This is a genomic window from Enterococcus gallinarum NBRC 100675 (assembly GCF_001544275.1).
Taxonomy (GTDB): domain Bacteria; phylum Bacillota; class Bacilli; order Lactobacillales; family Enterococcaceae; genus Enterococcus_D; species Enterococcus_D gallinarum.
The window spans coordinates 38651-63003 of sequence record NZ_BCQE01000006.1 but is presented as its reverse complement, the minus strand read 5'-3'; the positions used below and the strand labels follow the sequence as shown (position 1 = coordinate 63003).

Annotated in this window: 26 protein-coding genes; 21 read left to right on the top strand and 5 right to left on the bottom strand. The window is 41.0% G+C overall.

Annotation, left to right across the window (positions count from 1 at the left end):
• Positions 1–41: 41 nt before the first annotated feature.
• The 3 genes from EG2_RS04470 (at position 42) to EG2_RS04460 (ending at position 1973) form a co-directional block, all read left to right on the top strand.
• Complete coding sequence (locus EG2_RS04470; protein ID WP_003129022.1) at positions 42–542, top strand: general stress protein; 501 nt, start codon at positions 42–44, stop codon at positions 540–542.
• 227 nt (positions 543–769) lie between these two features.
• Entirely contained in the window at positions 770–1387 is a 618-nt protein-coding gene (locus EG2_RS04465) for a hypothetical protein (protein WP_060813704.1), read from the top strand.
• A 172-nt stretch (positions 1388–1559) separates the two neighbouring features.
• On the top strand, positions 1560–1973 hold the full coding sequence (locus tag EG2_RS04460; protein WP_060813703.1) for a phosphate-starvation-inducible PsiE family protein: 414 nt from the start codon (positions 1560–1562) through the stop codon (positions 1971–1973).
• Between the two features lie 58 nt (positions 1974–2031).
• Here the strand turns inward: EG2_RS04460 and EG2_RS04455 are convergent, their stop codons facing one another.
• From EG2_RS04455 to EG2_RS04445, 3 genes are read right to left on the bottom strand one after another with little or no spacing between them, the layout of a single operon-like run.
• Positions 2032–3906: a fructose-1,6-bisphosphatase gene (locus EG2_RS04455; protein ID WP_115241642.1), complete on the bottom strand. Its 1875-nt coding sequence runs from the start codon at positions 3904–3906 to the stop codon at positions 2032–2034.
• A complete protein-coding gene (locus EG2_RS04450; protein WP_060813702.1) occupies positions 3890–4708 on the bottom strand; it encodes a pyruvate, water dikinase regulatory protein in 819 nt (272 codons plus the stop codon). Before EG2_RS04450 ends, EG2_RS04455 begins: the two co-directional genes overlap by 17 nt.
• Before the next feature lie 12 nt (positions 4709–4720).
• A complete protein-coding gene (locus tag EG2_RS04445; protein WP_060813701.1) occupies positions 4721–5356 on the bottom strand; it encodes a helix-turn-helix transcriptional regulator in 636 nt (211 codons plus the stop codon).
• Positions 5357–5536: 180 nt separating this feature from the next.
• On the opposite strand from EG2_RS04445, the gene ppdK reads away from it, so the two are divergent.
• Both ppdK and EG2_RS04435 read left to right on the top strand, forming a co-directional pair.
• Entirely contained in the window at positions 5537–8149 is a 2613-nt protein-coding gene (gene ppdK / locus EG2_RS04440; protein WP_060813700.1) for a pyruvate, phosphate dikinase, read from the top strand.
• 354 nt (positions 8150–8503) lie between these two features.
• Complete coding sequence (locus EG2_RS04435; RefSeq protein WP_060813699.1) at positions 8504–10546, top strand: methyl-accepting chemotaxis protein; 2043 nt, start codon at positions 8504–8506, stop codon at positions 10544–10546.
• Between the two features lie 184 nt (positions 10547–10730).
• On the opposite strand, the gene EG2_RS04430 is transcribed toward EG2_RS04435, so the two are convergent.
• Positions 10731–11501 (bottom strand): OmpA/MotB family protein, encoded by a 771-nt coding sequence (locus tag EG2_RS04430; protein WP_060813698.1) that lies wholly within the window; start codon positions 11499–11501, stop codon positions 10731–10733.
• Between the two features lie 13 nt (positions 11502–11514).
• Positions 11515–12279, bottom strand: a complete 765-nt coding sequence (gene motA, locus EG2_RS04425) for a flagellar motor stator protein MotA (RefSeq protein ID WP_060813697.1) — start codon at positions 12277–12279, stop codon at positions 11515–11517.
• Positions 12280–12898: 619 nt separating this feature from the next.
• Between motA and flgB the strand changes: the two genes are divergently transcribed.
• The 16 genes from flgB (at position 12899) to fliP (ending at position 24339) form a co-directional block, all read left to right on the top strand.
• The gene (gene flgB, locus EG2_RS04420; protein WP_060813696.1) at positions 12899–13258 is read left to right on the top strand and encodes a flagellar basal body rod protein FlgB; all 360 of its coding nucleotides are present in this window, start codon (positions 12899–12901) and stop codon (positions 13256–13258) included.
• A gap of 18 nt (positions 13259–13276) precedes the next feature.
• A complete protein-coding gene (flgC, locus tag EG2_RS04415; RefSeq protein WP_060813695.1) occupies positions 13277–13693 on the top strand; it encodes a flagellar basal body rod protein FlgC in 417 nt (138 codons plus the stop codon).
• Positions 13694–13699: 6 nt separating this feature from the next.
• Positions 13700–14023, top strand: a complete 324-nt coding sequence (fliE, locus tag EG2_RS04410; protein WP_060813694.1) for a flagellar hook-basal body complex protein FliE — start codon at positions 13700–13702, stop codon at positions 14021–14023.
• A 27-nt stretch (positions 14024–14050) separates the two neighbouring features.
• Entirely contained in the window at positions 14051–15649 is a 1599-nt protein-coding gene (fliF, locus tag EG2_RS04405; RefSeq protein ID WP_060813768.1) for a flagellar basal-body MS-ring/collar protein FliF, read from the top strand.
• Between the two features lie 14 nt (positions 15650–15663).
• The gene (gene fliG, locus EG2_RS04400; protein WP_060813693.1) at positions 15664–16668 is read left to right on the top strand and encodes a flagellar motor switch protein FliG; all 1005 of its coding nucleotides are present in this window, start codon (positions 15664–15666) and stop codon (positions 16666–16668) included.
• Positions 16652–17443, top strand: a complete 792-nt coding sequence (locus EG2_RS04395) for a FliH/SctL family protein (protein WP_060813692.1) — start codon at positions 16652–16654, stop codon at positions 17441–17443. The genes fliG and EG2_RS04395 overlap by 17 nt, the downstream gene beginning before the upstream one ends.
• A gap of 2 nt (positions 17444–17445) precedes the next feature.
• Complete coding sequence (gene fliI, locus EG2_RS04390; protein ID WP_060813691.1) at positions 17446–18801, top strand: flagellar protein export ATPase FliI; 1356 nt, start codon at positions 17446–17448, stop codon at positions 18799–18801.
• Between the two features lie 18 nt (positions 18802–18819).
• Positions 18820–19242 carry a flagellar export protein FliJ gene (fliJ, locus tag EG2_RS04385; protein ID WP_060813690.1) on the top strand — a complete coding sequence of 141 codons (423 nt, stop codon included), beginning with the start codon at positions 18820–18822 and terminating at the stop codon, positions 19240–19242.
• A gap of 43 nt (positions 19243–19285) precedes the next feature.
• Positions 19286–20611 carry a flagellar hook-length control protein FliK gene (locus EG2_RS04380; RefSeq protein ID WP_060813689.1) on the top strand — a complete coding sequence of 442 codons (1326 nt, stop codon included), beginning with the start codon at positions 19286–19288 and terminating at the stop codon, positions 20609–20611.
• 18 nt (positions 20612–20629) lie between these two features.
• A complete protein-coding gene (locus EG2_RS04375; protein ID WP_060813688.1) occupies positions 20630–21109 on the top strand; it encodes a flagellar hook capping FlgD N-terminal domain-containing protein in 480 nt (159 codons plus the stop codon).
• Complete coding sequence (locus EG2_RS04370) at positions 21106–21474, top strand: flagellar protein (RefSeq protein WP_071870112.1); 369 nt, start codon at positions 21106–21108, stop codon at positions 21472–21474. The genes EG2_RS04375 and EG2_RS04370 overlap by 4 nt, the downstream gene beginning before the upstream one ends.
• Before the next feature lie 75 nt (positions 21475–21549).
• Positions 21550–22446 (top strand): flagellar hook-basal body complex protein, encoded by an 897-nt coding sequence (locus tag EG2_RS04365; RefSeq protein WP_060813687.1) that lies wholly within the window; start codon positions 21550–21552, stop codon positions 22444–22446.
• 32 nt (positions 22447–22478) lie between these two features.
• Positions 22479–22676, top strand: a complete 198-nt coding sequence (locus EG2_RS04360; protein WP_060813686.1) for a flagellar FlbD family protein — start codon at positions 22479–22481, stop codon at positions 22674–22676.
• A gap of 12 nt (positions 22677–22688) precedes the next feature.
• Positions 22689–23201 (top strand): flagellar basal body-associated FliL family protein, encoded by a 513-nt coding sequence (locus EG2_RS04355; protein ID WP_060813685.1) that lies wholly within the window; start codon positions 22689–22691, stop codon positions 23199–23201.
• Between the two features lie 14 nt (positions 23202–23215).
• Positions 23216–23581 carry a flagellar biosynthetic protein FliO gene (locus tag EG2_RS04350; RefSeq protein WP_060813684.1) on the top strand — a complete coding sequence of 122 codons (366 nt, stop codon included), beginning with the start codon at positions 23216–23218 and terminating at the stop codon, positions 23579–23581.
• A complete protein-coding gene (gene fliP / locus EG2_RS04345) occupies positions 23578–24339 on the top strand; it encodes a flagellar type III secretion system pore protein FliP (protein WP_060813683.1) in 762 nt (253 codons plus the stop codon). Before EG2_RS04350 ends, fliP begins: the two co-directional genes overlap by 4 nt.
• Positions 24340–24353 lie beyond the last annotated feature (14 nt).

Below are 24353 nucleotides of genomic sequence, written 5' to 3'. Positions count from 1 at the left end.
TAGACCGATTTCATGCGTACACAAAATAAGGAGGCTTTCAAATGGATAAAAGAAACCTGACGATTATTGGCAGTTACGACACTCGGGCTGAAGCATTGACAGCAATTGATCAATTGCGAAACGAAGGGTACAACAAAGACGACATTGTTTTGTTTGCGAATGCAACGATCATCGAGCAGTTTGGCTTAGATACGTTAAGTAGTGCAGAAGTAGAAGCGACTGGAGGATCAGATGATGATCGTTCAATGTGGGAAAAAATCAAAGATGCTTTCTCATTTGGCGACTATGACCATCGGACGATTGATGATGAGAGTGATCCTTTATTTGCCTATCGAGATGACCTTGAGCAAGATCGTTTAGTGGTAGGAGTCTACGATTATCACGCAACCGATCGAATCGAAGAAACAGATACAGCGATCATTGATCAGCCTGTTACAGGTGAGACAGCAATGCCTGATGAATCGGTTCATCCGACCCCTCGAATGGGAGATAGTGATATCGAAACACCAATCAATGACCCAAATCACTTGCGTAATTTGTAAAAAAGATCCCATCCAGTAAATGGTTGGCTTATAATCAAAGAAATAGCAGCCTTGCAATGGCTGTTATTTCTTTGTGTTTCAGATGTTAAGCTTGTAAACTACGGGACAATTGTTGCAACGAATTCTTAATTTGTTGCTCGTTTCTTTTTTTTGTATAATAGATGGAGAAAACCATTTCTTCAAAAAAATGCACGGTACTTCATATAAAGAGAAGGTGAGGGATAGCAATGAAGTTGAAATTTAATTTGCAGTCAGCGCTCGTTAGTTGTTTTGTCACGATTATGTTGAGTATGGCAATCGATCAAGACGTAAATGCTTTTGTTGCGGCCCCGTTCCAGCGCAATTCTTCGGAGCCATCTTCTGAAGCACCAGTGCAGGTTGCCGAAACAAGTACGTCTGAAACGGAAACAACCAGTGAAACTTTTTATGAAGCACGGGTCAGTTCCTACTCCGAAACAACTGCACAGACCAGTGGAACAAAATCAACTGAAGATTCGTCGGTCATTCCGTCTACAGAATCAGCAAGTATAGCTGACAGTAGTGAAGCAGTAGTGAAGGAGACAGATACAGCATCTAGCACTTCCAATAATGGATCAGCAAATTCTGATACTACGACTAGTACATCCGAAACGACGAGCTCCTCTAGCAGCAGCTCAAGTACGAGTAGTTCAACCTCTTCATCTAGCAGTTCAAGCAGTACAAACACAACTACTTCTGACGAAAGTGAAGAGAGCACAGAAGCCGGTGATACACCGATTGATAGTAATGACCCGGCCAATGCTGCGGATGGATCAGAACCATTAAAACTTCTTTTAGAAGAACCATTTGATGCCTTTTTTAGATAAGCGCTTCGGCAAGGATCGTCAGAGTTTTAAACCAGCGAATCCCTTACGACTATTCATCCATTTGCTGAAGTAGCGACTGATTATTTTGTGCAATAAAAGTACACCTTTTTCAAGCATATCACAAAGTGATTTCATTAAATTCGCTTATAATGAGTTGAAAAGGGGGCGCGCTATGAGCAAATATTTCAGAAGCTTTGAAAAGCTGATCAGTGCTATTGTTGATATTATGTTAGCAATTTTAGTTGTATTGGTATTGGTTGTGATGGCAGAAGCAATTTATAAAATCATTACTTATGTCATTCCTTTGACAAAAGTCAGTGATCTATCCTTTTTGATCGAAGAGATTGCTACGCTATTTATTTTACTTGAAATCATTTTGATGTTACTGCGGTATGTAAAAGAAGGTCATCATATTCCTGTTCGTTATCTGATTCTGATCAGTATCACAGCGATTTTGCGGGAGTTGTTGTTGGCACAAGGAAAGGGACTAGAGACGTTGTTTTTGGCGCTGGCAATTTTAGTACTGATTTTTGTTTTACAAGCACTAGAGAAGTTGAAATCTTTTCATAGCTCCAAAGACATCTGAAAAACAAATCAGAAATATACTTAGAAATAAAAATAATCCTATCAGTAAACTGAATGACTCAGTTATTGATAGGATTATTTTTTGCGAATAAACTAGCACTCTCTGCTTGAAGTTGTTTCCCAATATCCGTTTGACGCACAGTGATTCGTTCTGTTTGGCGAAGAACGATTTTCTTTTGCGTCAATAGATCCTTCCGTTCCTTGATTGCTGTCTGACGATCTGTAAATGGTTGGTGAGCAGCAAGTGTCATTCCAAAAGAATTAGATAGCAGCGTGTAACCGGCGATACCGGTAACTTCCTGATAGGAGCGAGATAAGCCACCGTCGATTACCAGTAGGTGCCCATTGGCTTTGATTGGCGACTCTCCTTTTTTCACTTTTACTGGTGTGTGGCCGTTAATGATGTGTCCCGTCGAGTCTAATCCAAACGCAGCGAATAAGCGACGGCAAAATGCTTCTTTCTCTCTTAGGGTATAGTAGGCGTTTTTTTCTTCAATATGTGTGTGTTTATTACTGATGAAATAGCGCTCGAAGGTTTTCATGGATTTTTTACCGAAAAGAGAAGACCCTTCTCCACACCAGAGATACCAAAGGACATCGGTCGCCAGATCGTCGGTCCTTTCTGGTGTTGCGAAACTCTGTTTTACACATTCTTGAAAGAAATCCAGCAATTCTTTGCCCTGATAAGAAGTTTCTCCAAAGGACACTGAAAGGAAGCGACCATCAGGATGACAGGGGATGCAACCGTGGTACAGTAGATTGCCATTATAAATTTGATAGAGCGTGCCTTTTTCTACTAGAAAACGTACATGGGTTGCCAACCTTTCGGAGGATTGAAATTGTTTGAGAAGATCCTCCAGTACTTCTTGCTCTTCATCAGTCAAAAGATAGGGTGCTTCGGGATCAACCAATTGAAAGCAAGCATGGATCAAAGGCTCAAAGTGATCCTCTAGCTGAAGCTGCAAATCCTTTGTGATTTTACCCAATAGCAAACGATCCGCTAATTGAAATTCAGGGCGTCGTTTGATCACAGCGGCCTCTACCTTGAATTGAATGATTGCAAAGGCTTGCTGGAGGAGCATTGCGTCGTGAATCTCCTCTTCGGAAAGATCATCAACAGTTTTCTTAGGATAAAACCCCTTATTTTCTTGATAATGGTTACGACTAAATGCTATAGCTTTAGAGAGGTCGATGCCATAGCCTTCTTTCAACAACGCTAAATTTCCATACCGTGCAGCGATCCGTATGGTACTTGCTAAACAAGGGAAAGAACCGCAGTAACTACCGATCCACAAAATATCATGGTTCCCTAATTGGATATCCAAAGAAGGAAGCGCCATGAGCCGGTCGATGATTTTATCAGGTGCGGGTCCCCGGTCATAAATATCCCCAATAACATGTAGGTGATCAACGACAAAACGCTGAATCAAAAATGCTAGCTGTTCACAAAATAGAGGCGCTAGGGATAAGTCGATGATCTTATCGAAAATCGCTTTATAATAGGCTTCCTTGTTGAAGTCCGAGTCATATTGATACAGCAATTCTTCTAAAATATAAGCAAATTGTTTTGGTAAAGCTTTTCGAACCTTGGACCGCGTATATTTGCTGGAAGTAAAACGAGCCACTTTGACCAGTTGAGTCATTAATTGGATCCATTCCTCATGCGGATAGTCTTTTTCTTGCAATACTTCTTTTGGATAGTAAATCAAAAAACATAGCTCGGTTTTCTCAGAAGCGGTCAGTGAGTATTGAAACAATGTTTCGACTTTTTCCCGAATGCTGCCTGAACCGTTGCGCAGGATATGATCAAAAGCTTCATATTCACCATGCAGATCACTGACAAAGTGTTCGGTTGCTTTAGGTAACTGTTGGATCGCCTCTAAATTGATAATCTCAATGAAATCATTTAATTGATCTTCAGTGTGCATAGGCATTATTTTTGAAAAATTCTTCGATCAACATCGAACTTTCTTCGATCGACCGTTTGCTGACATCGATGACATTGATCCCTAGCTCTTGGAATAATTGATTTGCATAGGCTAGTTCATCATCGATCCGGCTTGGTTCTGTATAGTTAGTAGTTTCTTTCAACCCTAATGAAGCCAGTCGAGAACGGCGTATTTCAACGAGTGAGTCAGAATTTGTAGTGAGCCCGATCATTTTTTGGGGATCGATTTGATTGATCTCTTTGGGTAAAGCGACCTCAGGTATTAAAGGCAGATTAGCCACTTTGTAACCACGATTAGCCATATAGAGACTTAACGGTGTCTTGGAAGTACGGGAAACACCGAGCAGTACGATGTCAGCATCGAGAAAACCACGAGGATCCTTGCCGTCATCATACTTCACTGCAAACTCCATTGCAGCGACACGACTGAAGTATTCTTGATTTAAACGGTGAATTGCGCCAGGTTCCTGAACCGCTTGTAGCCCGACGGTTGCTTCAATTACTGAGATCAATGGTGTCATGAAATCGACATGTTGAAGACCGGTGCGTTTAGCAAAGGCTTCAACAAATTTCACTAAATCTTTGTTAACAAGCGTCGTCACAACAATCGATTTATCCAGTAAAGCATCTTGTAAGATTTCCAATAAGCTCTCTTCATCATTTGTAAAAGGATACAGTTGAATATCGGATAGATCGATCGTAGGAAATTGTGCGGAAACTGCACTAATCAATTTTTGTGCTGTTTCACCAACGGAATCTGAAATCAAATATAGTCGAACATTCTTCATTTTTTTCGCTCCTTAGAATTGATTGTTTTCGATCGCATTGCCTGCTTGGATATAGTAGTTCATAATTTTAGACTTGGTTATTTTACCAATAACTTTTTTGGGATTCTCAGCATCAACAACAGGGAGTGTATCTATTTCATGCCTAGCTAATAAGGTACCTGCAGTCAAAATAGTTTGGTCGGCAGTAATCGTGACGATATTCGGCATTCGCGTCATGATCATTGCCACCGGTGTTTTTTCTGCTGCTGAATTGCTGATGGCGAAGCGCAGAAGGTCTTTGCGGGACAGAACACCAATTAGTTCCTCTTCTGCATTTTTCACATAAAGAGACCCGACATCATACATGAATAGAGTTGTCACAGCGTCATATACCGAAACGGATTGCTCAATCATTAACGGTGGGATCATAATCTCTGCTACTCTTGCATGGTATAGCTTATCAAACAACAGCGGTTCTACGGTCTGTCCGGTATAAAAATAACCGACCTTGGGCCGGGCATCGAGTAATCCGGTCATTGTCAGGATAGAGAGATCATTGCGCAAAGTAGCACGGCTGAATCCTAGTTTTTTTGCGATGGTTTCACCACTGATAGGTTGATTGTCTTTTACGATTTCAATGATTTTAAGTTGTCGCTTTGTCAATTCCAATGTGTCACCTTCTTTAATTAAATGTGATATGCTATTTATTATATATTTTCCGCATGGAAAATGCAATAAAGGATTTAGGAGCGAATTCTTCTTAAAAATTTCTTCTTGACGAATCAATAGTATACACTATATACTTCGATTTAAGTTTAATAGTATATCATATTAGGAAGGCGGAAAAAAATGAAGAATATCGTTTGGTTCTCAGAAGGTACGAAAGATCAAAAAGAGCTATTAGGGGGGAAAGGAGCAAATCTAGCTGAAATGACCAGTATTGGGTTACCTGTTCCTGCGGGATTTATTGTTACAACAGATGTTTGCCGACAATTTTTAGAAAACCAGCAACTTACACAGCCGTTGGTAGAAGAAATTATTCGAGCAGTAGCTACATTGGAAGAACGAACCCACAAGTCTTTTGGCGGAAACCAGCAGCCACTACTGGTTTCTGTTCGCAGTGGGGCAAAGTATTCCATGCCGAGGATGATGGATACGATTCTCAATTTGGGATTAACTGATCAAACGGTACAGACGCTGGCAGCGAATACAAAGAATCCCACATTTGCCTATGATTGCTACCGCCGCCTTATCCAAATGTATGGGGATGTCGTTAAAGGGATCGATAAGAGTCATTTTGAATCCTATTTAACGACCTATAAACATAAAAAGGGATATCCTTCTGATCAATCAATGGTCGCTCCAGACTGGCAAGAGATTTGCGAGGTTTTCAAAAGTATTTATATGGAACATACGCAAGAACGATTTCCTCAAGATCCGCTGGAACAATTATTATCAGCCGTTCAAGCTGTGTTTCGTTCGTGGAATAATCCCCGGGCTATCACTTACCGTAAAATCCACAAAATTGCTCATGATCTAGGAACTGCCGTGACTGTTCAGGAAATGGTTTTTGGCAATAGTGGTGCTGCAAGTGGAACTGGCGTTGCTTTTACTCGCGATCCGACGACAGGACACAGAGGATTATTTGGTGAATTTCTCGCTTGTGCACAAGGAGAAGATGTTGTCGCGGGGGTTCGTACGCCAAGACCGATTAGTGATTTAGCCAAGACACAACCAGAAATCCACGCGCAGTTTTCGGCGATTGCCGAGTTATTAGAGGATCATTACAAAGACATGCAAGATATCGAATTTACCATTGAAAAAGGGCGATTATTTGTTTTACAGACTCGTAATGGCAAACGGACAGCCAAAGCGGCTGTACAGATTGCTATAGATCTAGTTTCTGAAGGAAAGATCACGAAGAAAGCGGCACTGCATCGATTGACACCAGACATGCTTGATCAGTTGCTACATCCCATCTTTTCCCCGGAATCACTTGCTAAAGCATCCCCTCTTGGTCAAGGGTTACCTGCCAGTCCTGGTGCAGCGGTAGGTCGAGTTTATTTTTCTGCAGAAGCAGCGGTCAATGCCCACCAAGCAGGAGAAAAAGTTATTTTGTTGCGACAAGAAACCTCACCAGAAGACATTGATGGGATGGTTGTTAGTGAAGCAATCGTGACCTCTCGAGGCGGCATGACTTCTCATGCGGCAGTCGTTGCCCGAGGACTAGGAGTTTGTTGTGTGGCAGGTTGTGATCAGTTAGCAGTCGATTCATTTTTGAAACAGGCTCGATGTGGTGAAGCAATCATTCAAGAAGGAGACTATCTATCAGTGGATGGAACGACAGGCAATCTGTATCAAGGTGCGCTATCACTGGTTGCCTCGCAGGATTTTGGTTTGCTGCAGACGATTTTAGACTGGTCTAAAGAAAGAGCAGACCTAGTAGTACGAGCAAATGCGGAAACCATCGAAGAAATCAAGACAGCAGCTTCTTTTGGAGCAGCAGGTATTGGACTAGCGCGAACGGAGCATATGTTTTTTGGTGAATCTCGGATCTGGCCGATGCGGCAAGTAATTTTAGCTGAAACGACCGAAGAAAGACAGGTAGCTTTGTCTCAGCTAAAAACGTTTCAGTTAAATGACTTCAAGGAGTTGTTACTGCAGACAAAAGAACAGAAATGTGTCATTCGCTTGTTGGATCCGCCGTTGCACGAATTTTTACCACGACCCCAAGAATACGAAGAGATGGCCAAGCGCAGTGGCTACTCTCTAGAAAAAATCAAGCAACGAATCCATGATCTACAAGAAGTAAATCCGATGATGGGGCATCGAGGAAGCCGTCTAGGAATTACTTATCCTGAGATTTATGAGATGCAGACAGCTGCGATTATCGAAGCAGCACTGCAAGTTTCTGATACAGGCAGTGTTGTGTATCCTGAGATTATGCTGCCTTTGATCAGTATATCGGAAGAAATGCGCGTTTTGAGAGAACGTCTTGAAATGTACATCCGGCAAATTTTTGCTCACTATCAGAAAGAAGTACCTTTCAAGATTGGGATGATGCTAGAAACACCAAGAGCCTGTTTATTAACGAAAGAATTAGCTCCGCTAGCTGATTTCTTCAGTTTTGGGACCAATGACCTGACACAAATGACTTTTGGTTTTTCACGGGACGATGCTGCTGGATTTATTCAGCGCTATTTAGATCAAGGCATCTTGTCTGAGGATCCGTATCAACATCTTGATAAAGCGGGTGTAGGACAACTAATGGAACAAGCGATAGCATCCATTCGCCAGCAAACAAAGGAAAAAGCGATCGGTGTTTGCGGCGAAGTAGGTGGAGATCCTCAATCCATTGCATTTTTGCGGGAAATCGGTATTGACTATGTCTCTTGTTCTCCATATCGAATTCCAGCGGCTTGGTTAGCAATTGCCCAGTCTGCTCCGGATCCTCTTTCTTAACTATGGAACAAAAAGCGGCTTTTTCCGGATATTAAAAAGAGCACTCCTTAAGTTTTAGCTGTTTCACACCTTCCAAAAGTAATCAATAAGCCTAAATAATCAGCGAGATCTTTCCCCAACGTTCAACGTTGCTGCTAGTGGTCGCGCTGATTGTTGAGGCTTTTTTGTTTCCTCTAATGACTTCATAATTGTGGTGTATTTTTTAGATATGAAAAAAATTCTGATGATTAAAAGAACAAGGAACTCTTAATAAAAGGAATACAATGACCGATTACGAAAGAGTAAGTCTGTTTGAAGAAGTTTCTTCGTTGCAGAAGTTAGAGAGAATTTGAAAAATGAAGGAGTGTCTCAAGTTTGAGAAAAAAGAAAAAGAGTATTGGGCTTTATGTTGGTTTGGTCATGATTTTAGTTGCAGTTATTCCAATTTTATTTTTAGTTGTAAGCTCGTATTTAACAACAAAAAAATCATTGATTGAACGAAATGACATCAACAAAGAAAGTGCTGTACGATTGATTATAGCGGAAGAAGATATGCTGCGAAAATCAACAGAAGATAAATTGAAGTCAATGGCAGAACTTCCTCCAATGAAAACAGAATACAGTATGGGGAGAATCCGTGATAGTCTTTCAACAGCGATTGCTGGTACAGATAGTTTTCGAGCAGTTGCTTTCGGAACTGAGGAGAAAGAATTTGTCTCATTCAATCCATTACCCGCTGACTATGATCCAACCACTCGACCATGGTATAAAGGAGCAATTGAAGCAGGGGGAGAAGTTTATTGGACAGATCCTTATCTAGATACAGTAACGAATGAATTTGTGACGACAGCTTCTGTGATGATCACAAATTCAAAAAAACAGATCGGTGTCTTGTGTGTCGACGTTTCTTATGAATCGATCCAAAAAATCTTGTCGTCTATCGACGTTGGTCGTACTGGGAATGTTTCATTGGTTTCAGAGTCTGGTGTTGTGATTACATCCAAGGAAAAATCACTGATAGGAACAAACATTCAAGAGAAAAAAGTATTCAAACGAATTGCCGCTGCAGAACAGCCAATCGGGAGAGTAAAGCCGGCAGATTCCAATGGAATCAATGATGTGATATACGATAAACCTGCTGGGTCAACGGTTTGGGCATTTTCAGAAGTAGAAGCAAATGATCTGGACAAAGAGCTACATTCTATTATTTGGATTTCTGTGGTCGTTGCCGGATTTATGATTCTTTTGATCGTTGCCGTGTCTATTTATACAACGAGGATCGTGAGCACGATCATGAACGTTTTCAATGAGAAATTTTCTAAAATGGGTGCCGGTCAATTGGAGTTGTTAAAACGACATCAAAAAGATCCAAACCAAAAATGGCGATTTGGTCAGTTCGCTGAACGAATCGTTTATCCAGATAAGGATGGCACAGAGATCCATCAGATGGCAGCTAATTATAATCAAATGGTTATAGAAACTGGGAAACTAATCAAAAATGTTCAAAAAGAAAGTGGCAATGTCGCTTCAATGTCTGATTCCTTATTAGAGTTAGCCAAACAAATCGGCGTGGCAGCAGAAGAAGTTTCAGAAACAATTACTGGAATTGCAGAAGTGACTGGCTCACAAGCGCAGGAAACAGAACATAGTGTGGCGCAATTACAAAATCTTTCCCATGTGATCAAAGAGCTAAGCAATACCATCAATGAGATGAGCAGCAAGTCGCAAGAAGCGACAGACATCAATCAAGAGAGTTTAAATCTGATGGATGAAGTTGGTTCAAGTTGGCAAAATGAACTGGAGCAGATGGAAAAATTGATGACGAATATGACGAATATGAATGACAATATTCAGAATATCAATACCATTATTCGTGTGATCAATGACATTTCTTATCAAACCAATTTACTGGCACTAAATGCTTCAATCGAAGCCGCAAGTGCGGGGGAATCCGGCAAAGGCTTTGCGGTAGTAGCAGCAGAGATTCGAAAGCTGGCTGAACAAAGCAAAGCTTCCACGAAAGAAATCGAATCGATCATTGAAGAAATTCGTACGCAATCTGCTCAAATGGTAGAACAAACATCTGATTCGCTAAAAGGCGGCGAACGGCAAACGAATTTGATTCAACGGGTCATTGCTTCTTCAAAAGAAGTCTATAAACGCAGTATGTTCATGATCGATGGCATTCGTGATGTAGAAGAAGCAAGTAAGCGGATCGAACAGATCCAAGGAAATGTTTTAGTTGATCTTGAGAACATCTCTGCTTCGACAGAGGAAAATGCGGCTGGTACACAAGAAGTTTCCGCTAATTCAGAAGAAGTTCTAGCGACAATGGATGAATTTACCAACCATGTTTCTGATCTTAGAGATATCTCAAAAGTATTGAAAAAATTGACCGATCAATTTGAATTGAAATAAATGAAAAAAACACCGCGACAGTCTTCGTCAGCAGAAGGACTGTCGCGGTGTTTTTTGCGAGGGATCGCTTTTATAGAAAGACAAAAAACGAAGACTGTTTTCCTGTTTTTCATTGATCCAGGATAGTCAATCTTCGTTTTTTTGTAGTAAATCACTTATCAATTTATTTTGGTTTGAACATGGCTTATTCATCTATTTGCGAGCGCTGGATGATCATTTCTACCCGTCGATTTTCAGAACGTCCTGCTGCGGTGTCATTGCTTGCTTTAGGTTGCGTATCAGCATAGGCTTGGATGGCTGCATTTTGTTCGGAGATAATCTTCTTGTCGATAAAATAGTTCATCACTGTGATTGCACGAGCCGCACTCAAGTCCCAGTTAGATTCATAAAGACCTGTGCCTTTCTCCGGTACGTTGTCAGTATGACCAGCAATAATAATTTTATGTGCTTTCAACTTTTTTAAAGCAGAAGCAAGGGTATCCAGAGACTGGCTGGTTTGGGAAGTGATCCCAGCACTACCAGAAGCAAATAGGATACTGCTGTCTAATGTGATGTGAAGACCGTCCGCTTCTAAACTGACCTCGCTTTGTCCGTCTAAAGCAGATTCGGCTAAGTCTTTTTGTAATTGTTCACTGATCTTTTCCAGTTGTTGGTTTTCTAGTTGCATGCGAGTTGCTTCTTCTTGTGCCTGTGCTTCAGAAGCATTGGTTGCAGCGCTGCTGCCTGTTTTGCCAGAGGCGCCCATATCGATGACAGAACCAATGACTGGGGAGCCGCTATGATGACTGGAAAGAATTGACCCAAATTCACTACGAATCTCCTGAAACTTCTCATCATCGACCTTCGCCATGGCAAACATAACGATAAAAAGGGCCAAAAGCAGTGTCAGCATATCAGAGTAGGGTAGAAGCCATGCTTCATCAACGTGTTCTTCCTTTTTCTTTTTTCTTTTCATGTTGAGTCAACCTCTAGGATCTTTCTTCTCGTTTGTTTGGTTCAATCAAACTATAGAGTTTCTTTTCAATACTCTTAGGAGATTGTCCAGCTTGAATCGCCAATACACCTTCAACAATAATCGACATCACTTGTACTTCTTGTTCCGATTTCAAATTCAGTCGAGAACTGAAAGGAATAAACAAGACATAGCCAAAAAAGATTCCGTACAGTGTTGCCACAAAGGCAGCTGAAATCATATGTCCCAATGCTTCGACATCTTCTAAGTTGCCGAGAGCACCAATCAGACCAATAACAGCCCCTAAAACTCCGAGTGTCGGTGCACTTGTTCCGGCTGTTTTAAAAATATTAGCGCCAACGTGATGCCGCTCTTCGATGCCGTAGATCTCATTTTCCATGATTTCTTTGATTTGATCTTCAGGAATTCCATCTACTACCATTTCCAATCCTTTTTTTAAAAATGGTTCTTCCAAGTTTTGAATGGCATTTTCTAAAGACAGTAATCCATCACGCCGTGCTTGGTTGGCCATATCTACGATACTATTGATCGTTTTTTTTACATCGTACTCTTCGTTTTTAAGTAGAATACCGAAAATTTTAGGGATTCGTTTGATGTCACTACTAGGAAACGAATTGACAACAGCTGCGATCACTCCAACGAAAATAATGATGGCTGCCGCTGGGTTGATCAAAACCGCTACATTTGCTCCTTTAACGATCATTCCGACAACGACGGAAATAACGCCTAATACTATACCGATCAGCAAGAAAAAATCCATTTGTTGCTTCCTCCTATAACTTCTATTACCTAAATATGTACCTTATTTTATTATCGGATAAAAAAAATGAGAAATTAAGATGTGGAAAAAATATTTTTAATATAACGTCTTTATGAAACTTTTCTTTCGTTTTTTCCTTTTTTTAAGTGTTTATTTGTGTAAAAATGCGCAAAAATCAAGTTAATTTAAAAGCGGATTACCTATTTTAATAAACCGCTTTATTTAAACAGCATTTAGGTTATTTAAATTATTTAATATCCTTTAAAATCCTTTATTTTAAAGAATAGTTGATTTTAATGATGATTTTTTAAGCCTTTTTTCAGAAATATCGTTAATTATTTTGTTTGCTGCTTCTCTCAGTTTGATTTGTGAATAAATGATTTAAAAGAAAGGATAACAGCTATTATAAAATGATTATCAAATAACACAATATCTCCATAATCAAAAGGTAATAACAGTAAAATTTAAAAAATCAAATTGTAAAATAATTTTAATTACTCTATAATTATACCGCGCGATGTTTTTTTAATTATATCAAAAAAAAATGATTATTTTGACAAAAGATTGAAATTCTTATCGGATGATCATCTGATACAGACTGAAAGGAGTACTGAAAAAATTGGATAGTTATGAGTTGTTAAAAACGACGCTTGCTGTTTCTGCCAAAAGAGCAGAGCTGATTTCTTCAAACATAGCCAATGTGAATACGGATGGTTATAAAGCGAAGCGAGTAGAATTTGAGAGCGAATTGAAACAAGCGTTACAGGCTGCTGGGAATCAATCTTCACAAGAAGACATTCTTTCACAAGTACAGCCCCGGGTAACTCAAAATGCGAACACAAGTCTTAAGGACAATGGCAACAATGTAGATTTAGAAGTAGAAATGCTGGATCAAGCAGCAAACGGATTATATTACAGTGCATTGACTGCACAAATCAATGGGCGTTTGCAAATGATGAATTATGTATTGAGTAATTAAAGAAAGTAGGCAAATGTAGTGGGTGTTTTTGATGGACTAACGATCAATGCAAGTGGTTTAGCGTTGGAACGATTAAAACTGGATACGATATCGACCAATATTGCGAATGTCAATACCAACCAAACAGAAAATAGCGAAGCATACCAAAAGAAAAGCATTCTTTTTTCTGAAAATCTTAAGACGATTCAAGATGGAAAGACAAAGAATTATGGTGTTAAAGTGACGGGGATCCAAACGGACGAAACATTGAAATTGACTTATGATCCGACTAACCCTGCTGCGGATGAAGACGGCTATCTTGAACAATCAAATGTAGACATCGCAGATGAAATGGTGGCAATGATCCAAGCAGTGCGTACATATGAAGCGAATGTTTCTGCCTCCGAAATGAATAAAACAATTCTCAAAAAAGCACTAGAAATATCAAAGGGGTAGAAAAAAATGAATGAATTATTATCAACACAAGGATTAACCGAATATCAGAATTCTTTACGGGCACTTGGTGCTTCAGGAACTTCTGCAACTGAAGTTGATTCTTCATCAGGTGCTGCATTCGGTAATTATTTGTCTGATGCGCTTGAAAATCTTAATCAAAAAACTGCAACAATGGATCAAGACACGATCAAAATGATCACAGGAGATGAGAGTGATCTAGGAAATATAATGATTCGAATGACAGAAGCACAGTTAGCGCTCCAAACAGCCGTGACCGTGCGCAATAAATGCTTAGAGGCATATAACGATGTTAAAAATATGCAGTTTTAGCAGTTGGCGAGGGAATAAAGCGAAATGATGGAAAAATTGAAAGAATGGCCGGACCTGATCAAAGAACGATGGCAGGCTCAAAGTTCACTGAAAAAATTGATAGCAATTCTTTCCGTTATCAGCGTTATTGGTGTCGCGGCAACAATGTATTACTTAAATACGAGAGTCGAATACGGTGTTTTGTTTACAGATTTAAGCGAAGCTGATGCAGGAGCGATCACCAATGATTTGACAGATCAGAAAATCGACTACAAGTTGACAGATAATGGAACGACCATTTTGATTGCCAAAGAACAAATCGATGAATACCGGATTGAATTAGCAGTCGAAAATAAATTACCGAACACAGCAACGGGATTTGAGCTTTTTGATGATGCTAGCATGATGACTACCGATGAAGATCGGAAAATCATGTATCAGCGTGCCGTTACCGGAGAGTTGCAACGGGCAATCGAGACATTAGATTCTGTCAAATCAGCGAAAGTTCTCTTAGTGATGCCAGAAGACAGTGTTTTTTCGAGTGAAGAAAGCAAACCTACTGCTTCGATCATTCTAACACTAAAAAATCAACAGATTTCTGACGAAGCGGTACAAGGAATTGTGACGCTGACTTCGGGTGCCGTTGAGAAGCTTGAGCCAGAGAATGTCAAAGTCGTCGATAGCTCAGGAAACACATTGACGATCGAAAAAGATGAAAATAGTCAGCTCAGTAGTTTGAACAGTAAGTACATTGCAATCAAAAATGAGTATGAAAAAATTCTGGAAGAAAAAGTCTCGAAATTGTTGGCACCAATCTACGGTGAAGATAAATTTCAAGTCTCCATCAATTTAGATCTGAACTTTGATTCGATTGAAAGTACCAAGGTGACTTACGATGATCCGGAAATAAGAAAAGAAACAGTTCAAGCAGCTGGATCTGGCGAAGCGATCCAAGAGGCCCAAACGGGTACAGTCGATGACAATGTCTCTAATGTGACCGGAGATGATGGGGATGCAGGCAGTTCATACAGCCGCTCAGTCGAAAATGAATTGAACACAGAAACGACCAAAAGAATTACAGCGCCGGGAATGATTCAACGAATGACAAGTTCAGTGGTCGTTAATGCAGACCTTTCGCAAAATGATCAGGCGGAACTGCAGTTGCTGATTGCCAGTGCTGTAGGATATGATGCTGATCGCGGCGATGATATTGCTATCCAAGGCTTTGACTTTGCCCAAGCAACAGCAGAGGTGGAAGAAACGGAAGGTACTGAACAATTAGCAGCGGCAAAAGGCTATCTGAAATATATCATTTTCGGTGGTATCGCATTGGTCGTGATTTTGTTAGTGCTATTCGTGATTGGATTGGTTCGAAAGCGTCGCGAAGATCAAATTTCAGTAGATGTGACACAAGAATTGCCGGTTGCACATCCAGCTGTTTCAGAACCAGCACCAGTTATGGAAGAATCCGAAGAAATTGTCTTTGGCGGTCTAGGGCACAATGTTGATACTTCAGTTGAAGAATCAAATGAGCCTGAACAAGAGCCGGTCGAGGAAAATTCTTTAAATCATTCAGCAAAACAACATGCCGATTCAAATCCGGAAGTGGCTGCTGAATTGATCAAAGCTTGGATGAAGGAAAAATAGAGGGGAAAGAAACGATGGAAACACTCGATGGTGTCAAAAAAGCAGCAATACTCTTGATCTCATTGGGATCGGAAACCTCTGCGAAGATCATGAAACTTCTACCGGAAAATTATATTCAAAAAGTGAGTTATGAAATCGCCAATATCGATTTTGTCAGTCCGGAAGAACGCGATCAAGTATTAGAAGAATTTTCAACGACATTCACTGCTAGAAAATATGTTCTTGATGGTGGGATCGATTATGCAAAAAATTTATTGAATCAAGCATTAGGTTCCCACAAAGCAAAAGAAGTGATTGATGTGTTGACGCAGATCCAATTGCGAGAACGCCCATTTAATATTGCACGTAAAGCGGATGTGCAACAGTTGACGAATCTCTTGATTGGTGAGCACCCTCAGACGGTCGCTTTGATTCTGTGTTACATGCAACCCGATAAAGCAGCCAATGTGTTATCGCAGTTTCCAGATCATCTTCAAGTAGAAATTGCGGAACGGATCGGTACGATCTCCAGCACCTCTCCGTTGATCATTGAGCGAATCGAAAAAGTGATCGAGAACAAGTTCTCTAACTATGTAGAGAATGACAGTGAAAATGTGGGCGGCGTGCATACATTGGTAGAGATCTTGAATTCAGTGAGTCGAAGCACCGAGAAGAATATTTTGACCGATCTGGAAAAGCGGCAGCCTGAGCTTTCAAATGAAGTCAAATCAAGTCTGTTCACATTTGACGATATCGTTACACTTGACCGATTGGATGTTCAAAAAGTGTTGCGGGATGTACCAAATGAAGTGCTTGTCCTTGCACTCAAAGGTGCTCCAGAAGATATCAAAGCCTTCGTTTTCTCAAATCTTTCATCTCGTGCAGTGGAGAATTTACAAGAAGAGATTCAATTTATGGGACCAACCCGATTGTCTGCTATTGAGGAAGCACAGCAAAATGTGGTCGCTGTGATTCGCCGTTTAGACGAAAATGGTGAGATCTATCTTGGAAGGGGCAACCAGGATGCAGTGGTCAAATAGTAGCTTGTTGAAACATGAAACGGTCAAAAACCTTGATACCGAAAAATCAATTTTAACTGAAGCTGTAATTAAAACACCTCCTCCGTTGCTTTCTACTACTGATTCGACAGAAGCGGGGCGTCAAAAGCGGCAAGCAGCGCAACGGGAACGTGCGTGGAAACTTGAAATGGAGCGTCAGCGTAAAGAAATCGAAAGGTTGAAACAACAAACACTAGAAGCGGCTCAAGCAGAAGCCCAACAAATCAAACAATCTGCGCAAGAAGAAGGCTATGCTAACGGATTTGCAACTGGACAAAAGGAAGGCTATGAGCAAGGGTATCAAGAAGGCATGTCTGTAAGTAAAGAGACAGCTGCCAAGCTTATTGCACAAGCCGAGCAGAATGTACAGCAGGCAGCAGAAGAGATTAATGCTTTTCGGTCAGAGAAAAAAGCTGAGATGATTTCCTTTGGTGTACAGATCGCCGAAGCACTGATCAACCAGCGTTTCGAGCAAAGCAATGCTGCTTTGCTTGCTTTTTTGGAGCCCATTTTACTGCAGTTTGAACAACCGGACCAGTTCTTAACGATCCGCATTCATGAACAGCATTTGCATGTCCTTAAAGATATCTTGGAAAGCCGAAAGCAGGCAATCAGTAATTTTCGCTATTTGCTGTTACCGGATGATCAGCTTTCAGCTCACGATTTTGTGATTGAATCAGATGATTCGATCGTTGTCTTCGAGTTGGAAAAAGAAATTCAACTTTATCTGCAGCATCTTTTAGAAAGTAGTGAATAGCAATGGTGCTTGAATTACCTGTTGGACCAATTGTCCAAAAAGCAAAAAAACGTAGATTTTACTCCATTTATGGGAAGGTCAGCGAAGTGGTTGGTCTATTGATCAAAGTGGAAGGATTAGCCGTTTTTGTAGGAGAAATCTGTGAAGTGAAGATCCGCAACAGTTCTCACGTTGCGTTAGCCGAGGTTGTCGGTTTTGTTAAAAAGACTGTTCTATTGATGCCGTTAGATCAATTAGAAGGTATTGGGCCTGGCTGTTTAGTGAAGCCTACCGGCACAACACTGACGGTCAAAATCAGTGACTCGCTCCTAGGGCATACATTAGATGGATTAGGACGTCCAATGGATATGGCGATCGATTTGAGTGACGCTGACGAGTACCCTGTCAGTCAAGAATCTCCTGATCCATTTCAGCGGAAAAAAATCTCTGAAATCATGAGTACAGGTGTACGAGTGATCGATGGTTTGTTGACCGTTGGCCAAGGACAGCGGATCGGTATTTTTGCCGGAAGTGGTGTAGGGAAAAGTACGTTGCTTGGGATGTTGGCTCGCTATTGCGAAGCCGATATTATCGTGATTGGACTTGTAGGCGAACGTGGACGAGAAGTAAAAGAATTTATTGAAAACGATCTGGGTCCAGAAGGCTACCGCAAATCAGTCGTTGTTTGTGCAACTTCCGATATGCCGCCTTTAGTACGTTTGAAAGGGGCTCATGTGGCAACCGCTATTGCCGAGTATTACCGAGATCAAGGGAAGAAAGTTGTGTTGATGATGGACTCCGTGACTCGCTTTGCGATGGCGCAACGAGAAATTGGTTTATCCACGGGTGAGCCGCCGACGACTAAAGGGTATACGCCTTCGGTATTTACGGCGTTGCCAAAACTGTTGGAACGCAGCGGGATGTCCGATCAAGGGTCTATCACTGCTTTTTATACGGTTCTGGTTGAAGGGGATGATATGAATGAACCTATCGCGGATGCCGTCAGGGGGATTCTCGATGGTCACATTATCTTATCTAGAAAAATTGCCGCTCAAAATCATTATCCGGCGATCGATGTTCAAAACAGCTTGAGCCGTTTAATGAAGACATTAGTTACGCCTGAACACTACAATGACGCTGGTGAATTAAAAGAAAATATGGCTGCTTACGCTGAAGCAAAAGATTTAATCGATATTGGTGCATACAAATCAGGTGCAAATGCCATCACCGATCATGCTATCGCATTGCATCATCCAATCAATAGTTTTTTACAACAAAGAGTAGATGAACGAAATTCATTTGAAGAAACACGGGCTGCATTGGCTGCTTTGTTCAATGAGGATGCAGCTCTTGAACGACAGCGAAATGTCCTGCAATAAGAAAGAAGGTAACTGAAGATGAAAGCTTTTCATTTTTCATTGGAAAAGGTATTGGATCACCGTGTGAGTGTAGAACAAGAAGCAAAACGAGCCTACGCAGAGAAACAAAAAGCAGTGATCCAAAAAGAACAAGTTCTTACTCAAATGATCAATGAAAAAACCGCATTGATGGACGTCAATGAAATGACTCTTGGTCGTATGCAAGTTCAGCATCGCTATCTTACTGCTTTAGAGTCTGGCATTCATGAGATGTATCAGCAAGTGCGTCAGCTGAATCAGGAAGTTGAAGTTGCTTTGACAGCTGTTGTTCAAGCACAGCAAGAACGAAAAGTCGTTGAAAAGCTAAGAGAAAAGAAACTCGAAGAATACAATTATGAATTGCTTCAAGAAGAACAAAAACAATTAGATGAAATGGGCAGTCGTAGTCTAGCAATGCGCTGAGCGGCAGCTGCGGATTCACAAAATCAGTGAGAGGAGGTGAAAAATGAAACAAGTGGCTATCACGCCAGCACTTATGAAAGTTGCTGACAAACAACAACCTGCTACTGTCAAAGATCCAGGTAATTTCATTCAATTCCTGCAACAGTTTTCCCAAAATCTTGAGGGAAACTCAGCGAATGAAGATGGAGTGCCGCAAGGGGATCTTTCTTGTGTAGAACAGGGAAATCAGCTAGTGGACGACAAAGAAGATGAATCAGTCGCCGATTCTGAAAATGCAACCGACACATGTATACCAGAAGCAAATTCAGAAATGACGAAACAGGCAGAAATCGTAAATGAAGGAGCTTTGGGGTGGCTAGGTTTTTTCGGATCGCAAATGACTGAATCAAAGGGAAGTGTTTTGGGAGACTACCCATTGCAATTGGCAAAGGAAGACCCGTTAGTGGTGGATTCGGCCAGTGAGCAATCTGGCACTTCAGTAGCGACCGATCAAGTATTTCAGTCAACAGGAGGAAATCCGTTAGAAGACACTGCTTCAGAATCAACTCTGAGCAAGTCAGACACACCTGTAGCAGCGTTTCTGCCAGTAGGAGAACTGACTACGGACGGAGAAAAAATCCGCTTGGATTCTGGAACAGAGAGTATCTCACAAACAGATGCCCCAGTAGATACAAAAGGAAATACAAACAGTGAAAAGACACTTCTGGTTGATGAACCTTCAAAGGGGAGTGCACAGTCTTTCATTCCACAGCAAGCACTTGAAAGAGTCGCTATTTCCGAGAGTTCCACAATCGACGACTCAATGAAGCCAATCGATGGATCTAACGGTTTGCAACAAACAACGACACTAGACTTGTCCAAGTTGTTGATGCAGAACGATCAACGTCCGACGCCAGCCGCAGTCAAAACAGTCGTAGAACCATTGACGCAGAAAATTGAACAGTTGGTACAGACTCCAGAGAAAAAAATCACACTTCAATTAGTGCCGGAAAAACTTGGCAAAGTCCGTATTGCATTGGAAGTCACTGCGCAAGGGAGCCGTCTGGAATTTACGGTAGAGCAGCAACAGACCAAGCACTTATTGTCATCGATCAAGACAGAACTGGAGCAAGTCCTTCAAAAACAAGAAAATCAACTGATTTCTGGGAAAGAAGGCATCTTGAAAGAAAATCCTGCCACAGCGGTTGAACGTGCTGCTTTGACTGGTTCACTTGCTAGTTTTACTTCGACGACTGATGGACAAACAGCACAACAAGGCTTCTCACAGCCTCAAAGACAATCGGGGAAAAAAAGCTACAATCAAGTTCCTTTACCTAAAGAAGAAGAGACAACAGAGCAAACAAATCATGCCATTAGTATTTTGGCTTAATGTAAAAGGAGAAGAAATATGCCTAATGAAATTACACAATCGGCTGCGGGGATAGCAAATGCAACTTCTTTAGCTCAAACCCACCGAGCTTCCGATATTTCAATGGATGATTTCCTTAAGATTTTAGCAGCTACTATGAGTAATCCTTCTTTTAGCGGTGACTCTTCAGGAGGCGGAACGGATTACATTTCTCAATTGGTCCAGTTTACTACATTGGAACAATTGAATGAATTAAGTGAGACGGTAATGACGTCAGTGATCCTTCAGCAGCAACAACAGGCTTTTGGTCTGATCAACAAAGAGGTCACGGTATTAGATGGAAAAGAAAAAGTTACAGGAGTCATTGAGAAAGTTCGCTTTTCAAATGGGTATGCCACGATCGTTGTCAATGGTAAAGAATACAACATGAGTGCAATTGAAGAAATCGGCGGCGATCCTAAAACTTCGGATGGATCAGAAAGTGAATCAGAGAGCGAATCGAAAGGTGAGTCAGTATGAATCAAATAGGCCGCAATTTACCATTACAAGCTGCCACCTCTGAAAAAACGCCTAGAACCGCACCCTATCAAGCAAGAAATACCGATTTTTCGGAGATGCTGCAAGACAAGCAAAGAAGTATCAAAGTTTCCCATCATGCACAAAAGCGGCTGACGGATCGAGAATTAACACTTCAAGAGACCGATTATGATTCGCTTTCAACTGCAATGAGTGAATTAGCAGCTAAAGGTAGTAAAGAATCATTATTAGTATACAAAGATATGGGGCTGATTGCAGATGTTCACAGCCGTACGATCATTACAGCAATGGGAATGAACGAATTGAACACAGTCACCAATATCGATAGTGCAACATTTATTAAATAACAGCTGGACTGAAAAGGGGCTGTAGTATTTTCTGAATGACAGAGGAAAATACGTCAAATTGAAGGAGGAAAACAAATGTTACGATCATTATATTCAGGTGTTAGTGGAATGAAAAATCTTCAAACAAAAATGGACGTGGTATCAAATAATATTGCCAACGTCAATACGATTGGTTTCAAATCAAGTCGGGTACTTTTCCAAGACATGATGAGCCAGACAACATCAAATGCAACCGCACCAGGAAATGGTTCAGGTGGTGTCAACGGTACACAAGTCGGTTTAGGCGTACAAGCTGGTTCGATCGACATGATCAATACAGTCGGAGCACCTCAATCTACTGGGCGGGCAATGGACTTTTATATCAGTGGGCAAGGGTATTTCATGGTCAAAGGTTCTGGCGAAAATGGCGAAACTTATTACACACGTGATGGATCTTTCGTACGAGACAGCAACGGCACGCTGACTAACAGTGATGGAATGCAAGTATTAGGACGTACTGGCAGTACAAATCCGCCACTCGTTTACGATGACAAATATGAAGAGGGTGCAGGACTTAGCGGCGAAACAGAGATTGGACCGTTAGAAATTCCTGCAACAATCACTGTTGATGGCAAAGAACTTACTTATAATTCAATGGCCATCGATGCCAATGGACTAGTCGTTGCAAAATACGGCGACAAATCATTCGTCATGGGGAAAGTCTCTATTGCAACTTTCAATAACCCTGAAGGATTGGAAAAAGTCGGCGGAAATAACTACATGCAATCGAACAACTCGGGTGCCCCAATTGTTGCGGGTGCAGGTCAAAATGGCTCAGGTCGTCTACAAGCAGGCGCATTAGAAATGTCGAATGTCGATCTATCGACGGAATTTACAGAAATGATCATTGCCAGCAGAGCGTATCAAGCAAACTCAAGAAGTATCACCACTTCTGATGAAATGCTGCAAGAATTGTTGAACTTGAAACGTTAACAGAATCCCTCATAAAAAATAGGAGGTACCGGATGATTTTATTGACGGCACTGAATGGCAGAGAGTTTTATCTAAATCCGGAACTGATCTATCGGGTCGAAGAAATGCCCGATACGTTGATTACATTAATCGATGGCAAGACACTGGTTGTAACTGAGTCCGCGGCAGAAACGGCACAGCGTGTCATTGACTATAAACTCTTGATCAATTCGAAACAAATAAATAACTAAGGGTGGGTTAAGATGGCTAAAGTGAAAGAAAAGGAAGAAAAAGAACAAGGGAAAGAAAAAAGCAAAGAGAAAGGAATCAATTTGTTTTTACTGATCCCGATTCTGTTGGTTATCGTGATCGGCGGGACGATTGGGGGGACATTGGTAACCAATCACTTCCTAGTAGAAGACAAAACCGTTGCGCCGAAAACGAAAGCAAAAGGCATTGCTTCTGATGAATCGATTGTTGCTTTAGAGGAATTTCTTGTAAATCTTGAGAAAGAAGAAGGGCAGGAACAGCAATACATGAAGGTCAACCTTTCGATTCTCGTTGATAATGAAGAAAAAAGCGAAGAAGTGACGAAGAATGTTGCTGTTATTCGGGATAGCATCGTTAACTTGTTGCGCCAAAAGAAAGCCAGTGACATTTTAAGTTCGGCAGAAAGTGTTCCGAATTTGAAAAAAAATTTGAAGGAAGCAATTAATCATGAGTATGGATCAGCAATCGTCAATGAAGTATATGTCACTGATTTAGTGATCCAATAGAAAGAGGAACGTTGATGGAAACATTTTTTTCATTGATTAAAATGATCGCTTTTTTGTTAATCATTTTGTATCTGATCAATGTCAGTTTGAAGTATTTGAATCGCTACACGAACCAACAGAATAATCAGCTGCGGATTCTACAAAAAGTCGCCGTCAGCAAATCCTCCTCCATTGGGATCATTCAGATTCTGGACAAATATTATGTGATGAGTTTTTCGGAACAGCAGAACCAGATTTTAAAAGAACTTAGTGCCGAAGAGGCAGCTATCTTGATGTCCAGAACTGGGGAAACGTCAGAATCATTACGAGTGACAGATTTCTCTGAATGGGTAAAGAAAGCAAAGAGCCAATTAGAAACGAAACGAGGCAAGCAAAAATGAGCGCAAAACGAAAATGGACGCTAGTAGCAGCGATCCTTTTAAGCAATTTATGGATGCCTCAAACTGCGTTTGCCTTAGACATTGGGGATATGAGTACCACGATTAGTGATTTGCTCTCTAACGGCAGTGGATCAAACGATACGATCAATACTTTTTTGCTAGTGACTTTGCTATCTTTGATTCCTGTTTTACTGATCATGATGACCTCGTTCACCCGCATCATTATGGTGCTTTCTTTTGTACGAAGTTCATTAGGAACCCAGCAGAATCCGCCCAACCAAGTATTGATCGGCCTTGCTCTGTTTCTTACTTTCTTTATCATGAAGCCTGTCTATACGGATATTTATCAGCAAGCCATTGAACCTTTTGACCGGCAAGAAATCACGCAAGCCGAAGTTTTTGATCGCTCAGAACGTCGAATCAAAGAATTTATGATGCTCCAAACACGAGAAAAAGATATTCAGCTTTTCGCCGAAGCTTCTGGGGCAAAAGAAAAATATGAAACTTCAGATGAAGTGCCGCTAACCGTAATGGTCCCGGCATTTATCATTAGTGAATTGCGGACGGCCTTCAGTATTGGATTTTTGATCTTTATTCCTTTCTTGATCATTGATTTAGTTGTTTCGAGTATTTTGATGTCGATGGGGATGATGATGTTGTCCCCGATCATGATCTCACTGCCATTTAAGATCCTACTGTTCGTCTTAGTTGACGGTTGGTATTTAGTGGTGGAATCACTGATCAAGAGTTTCCAATAATTCACAGGAAAGGA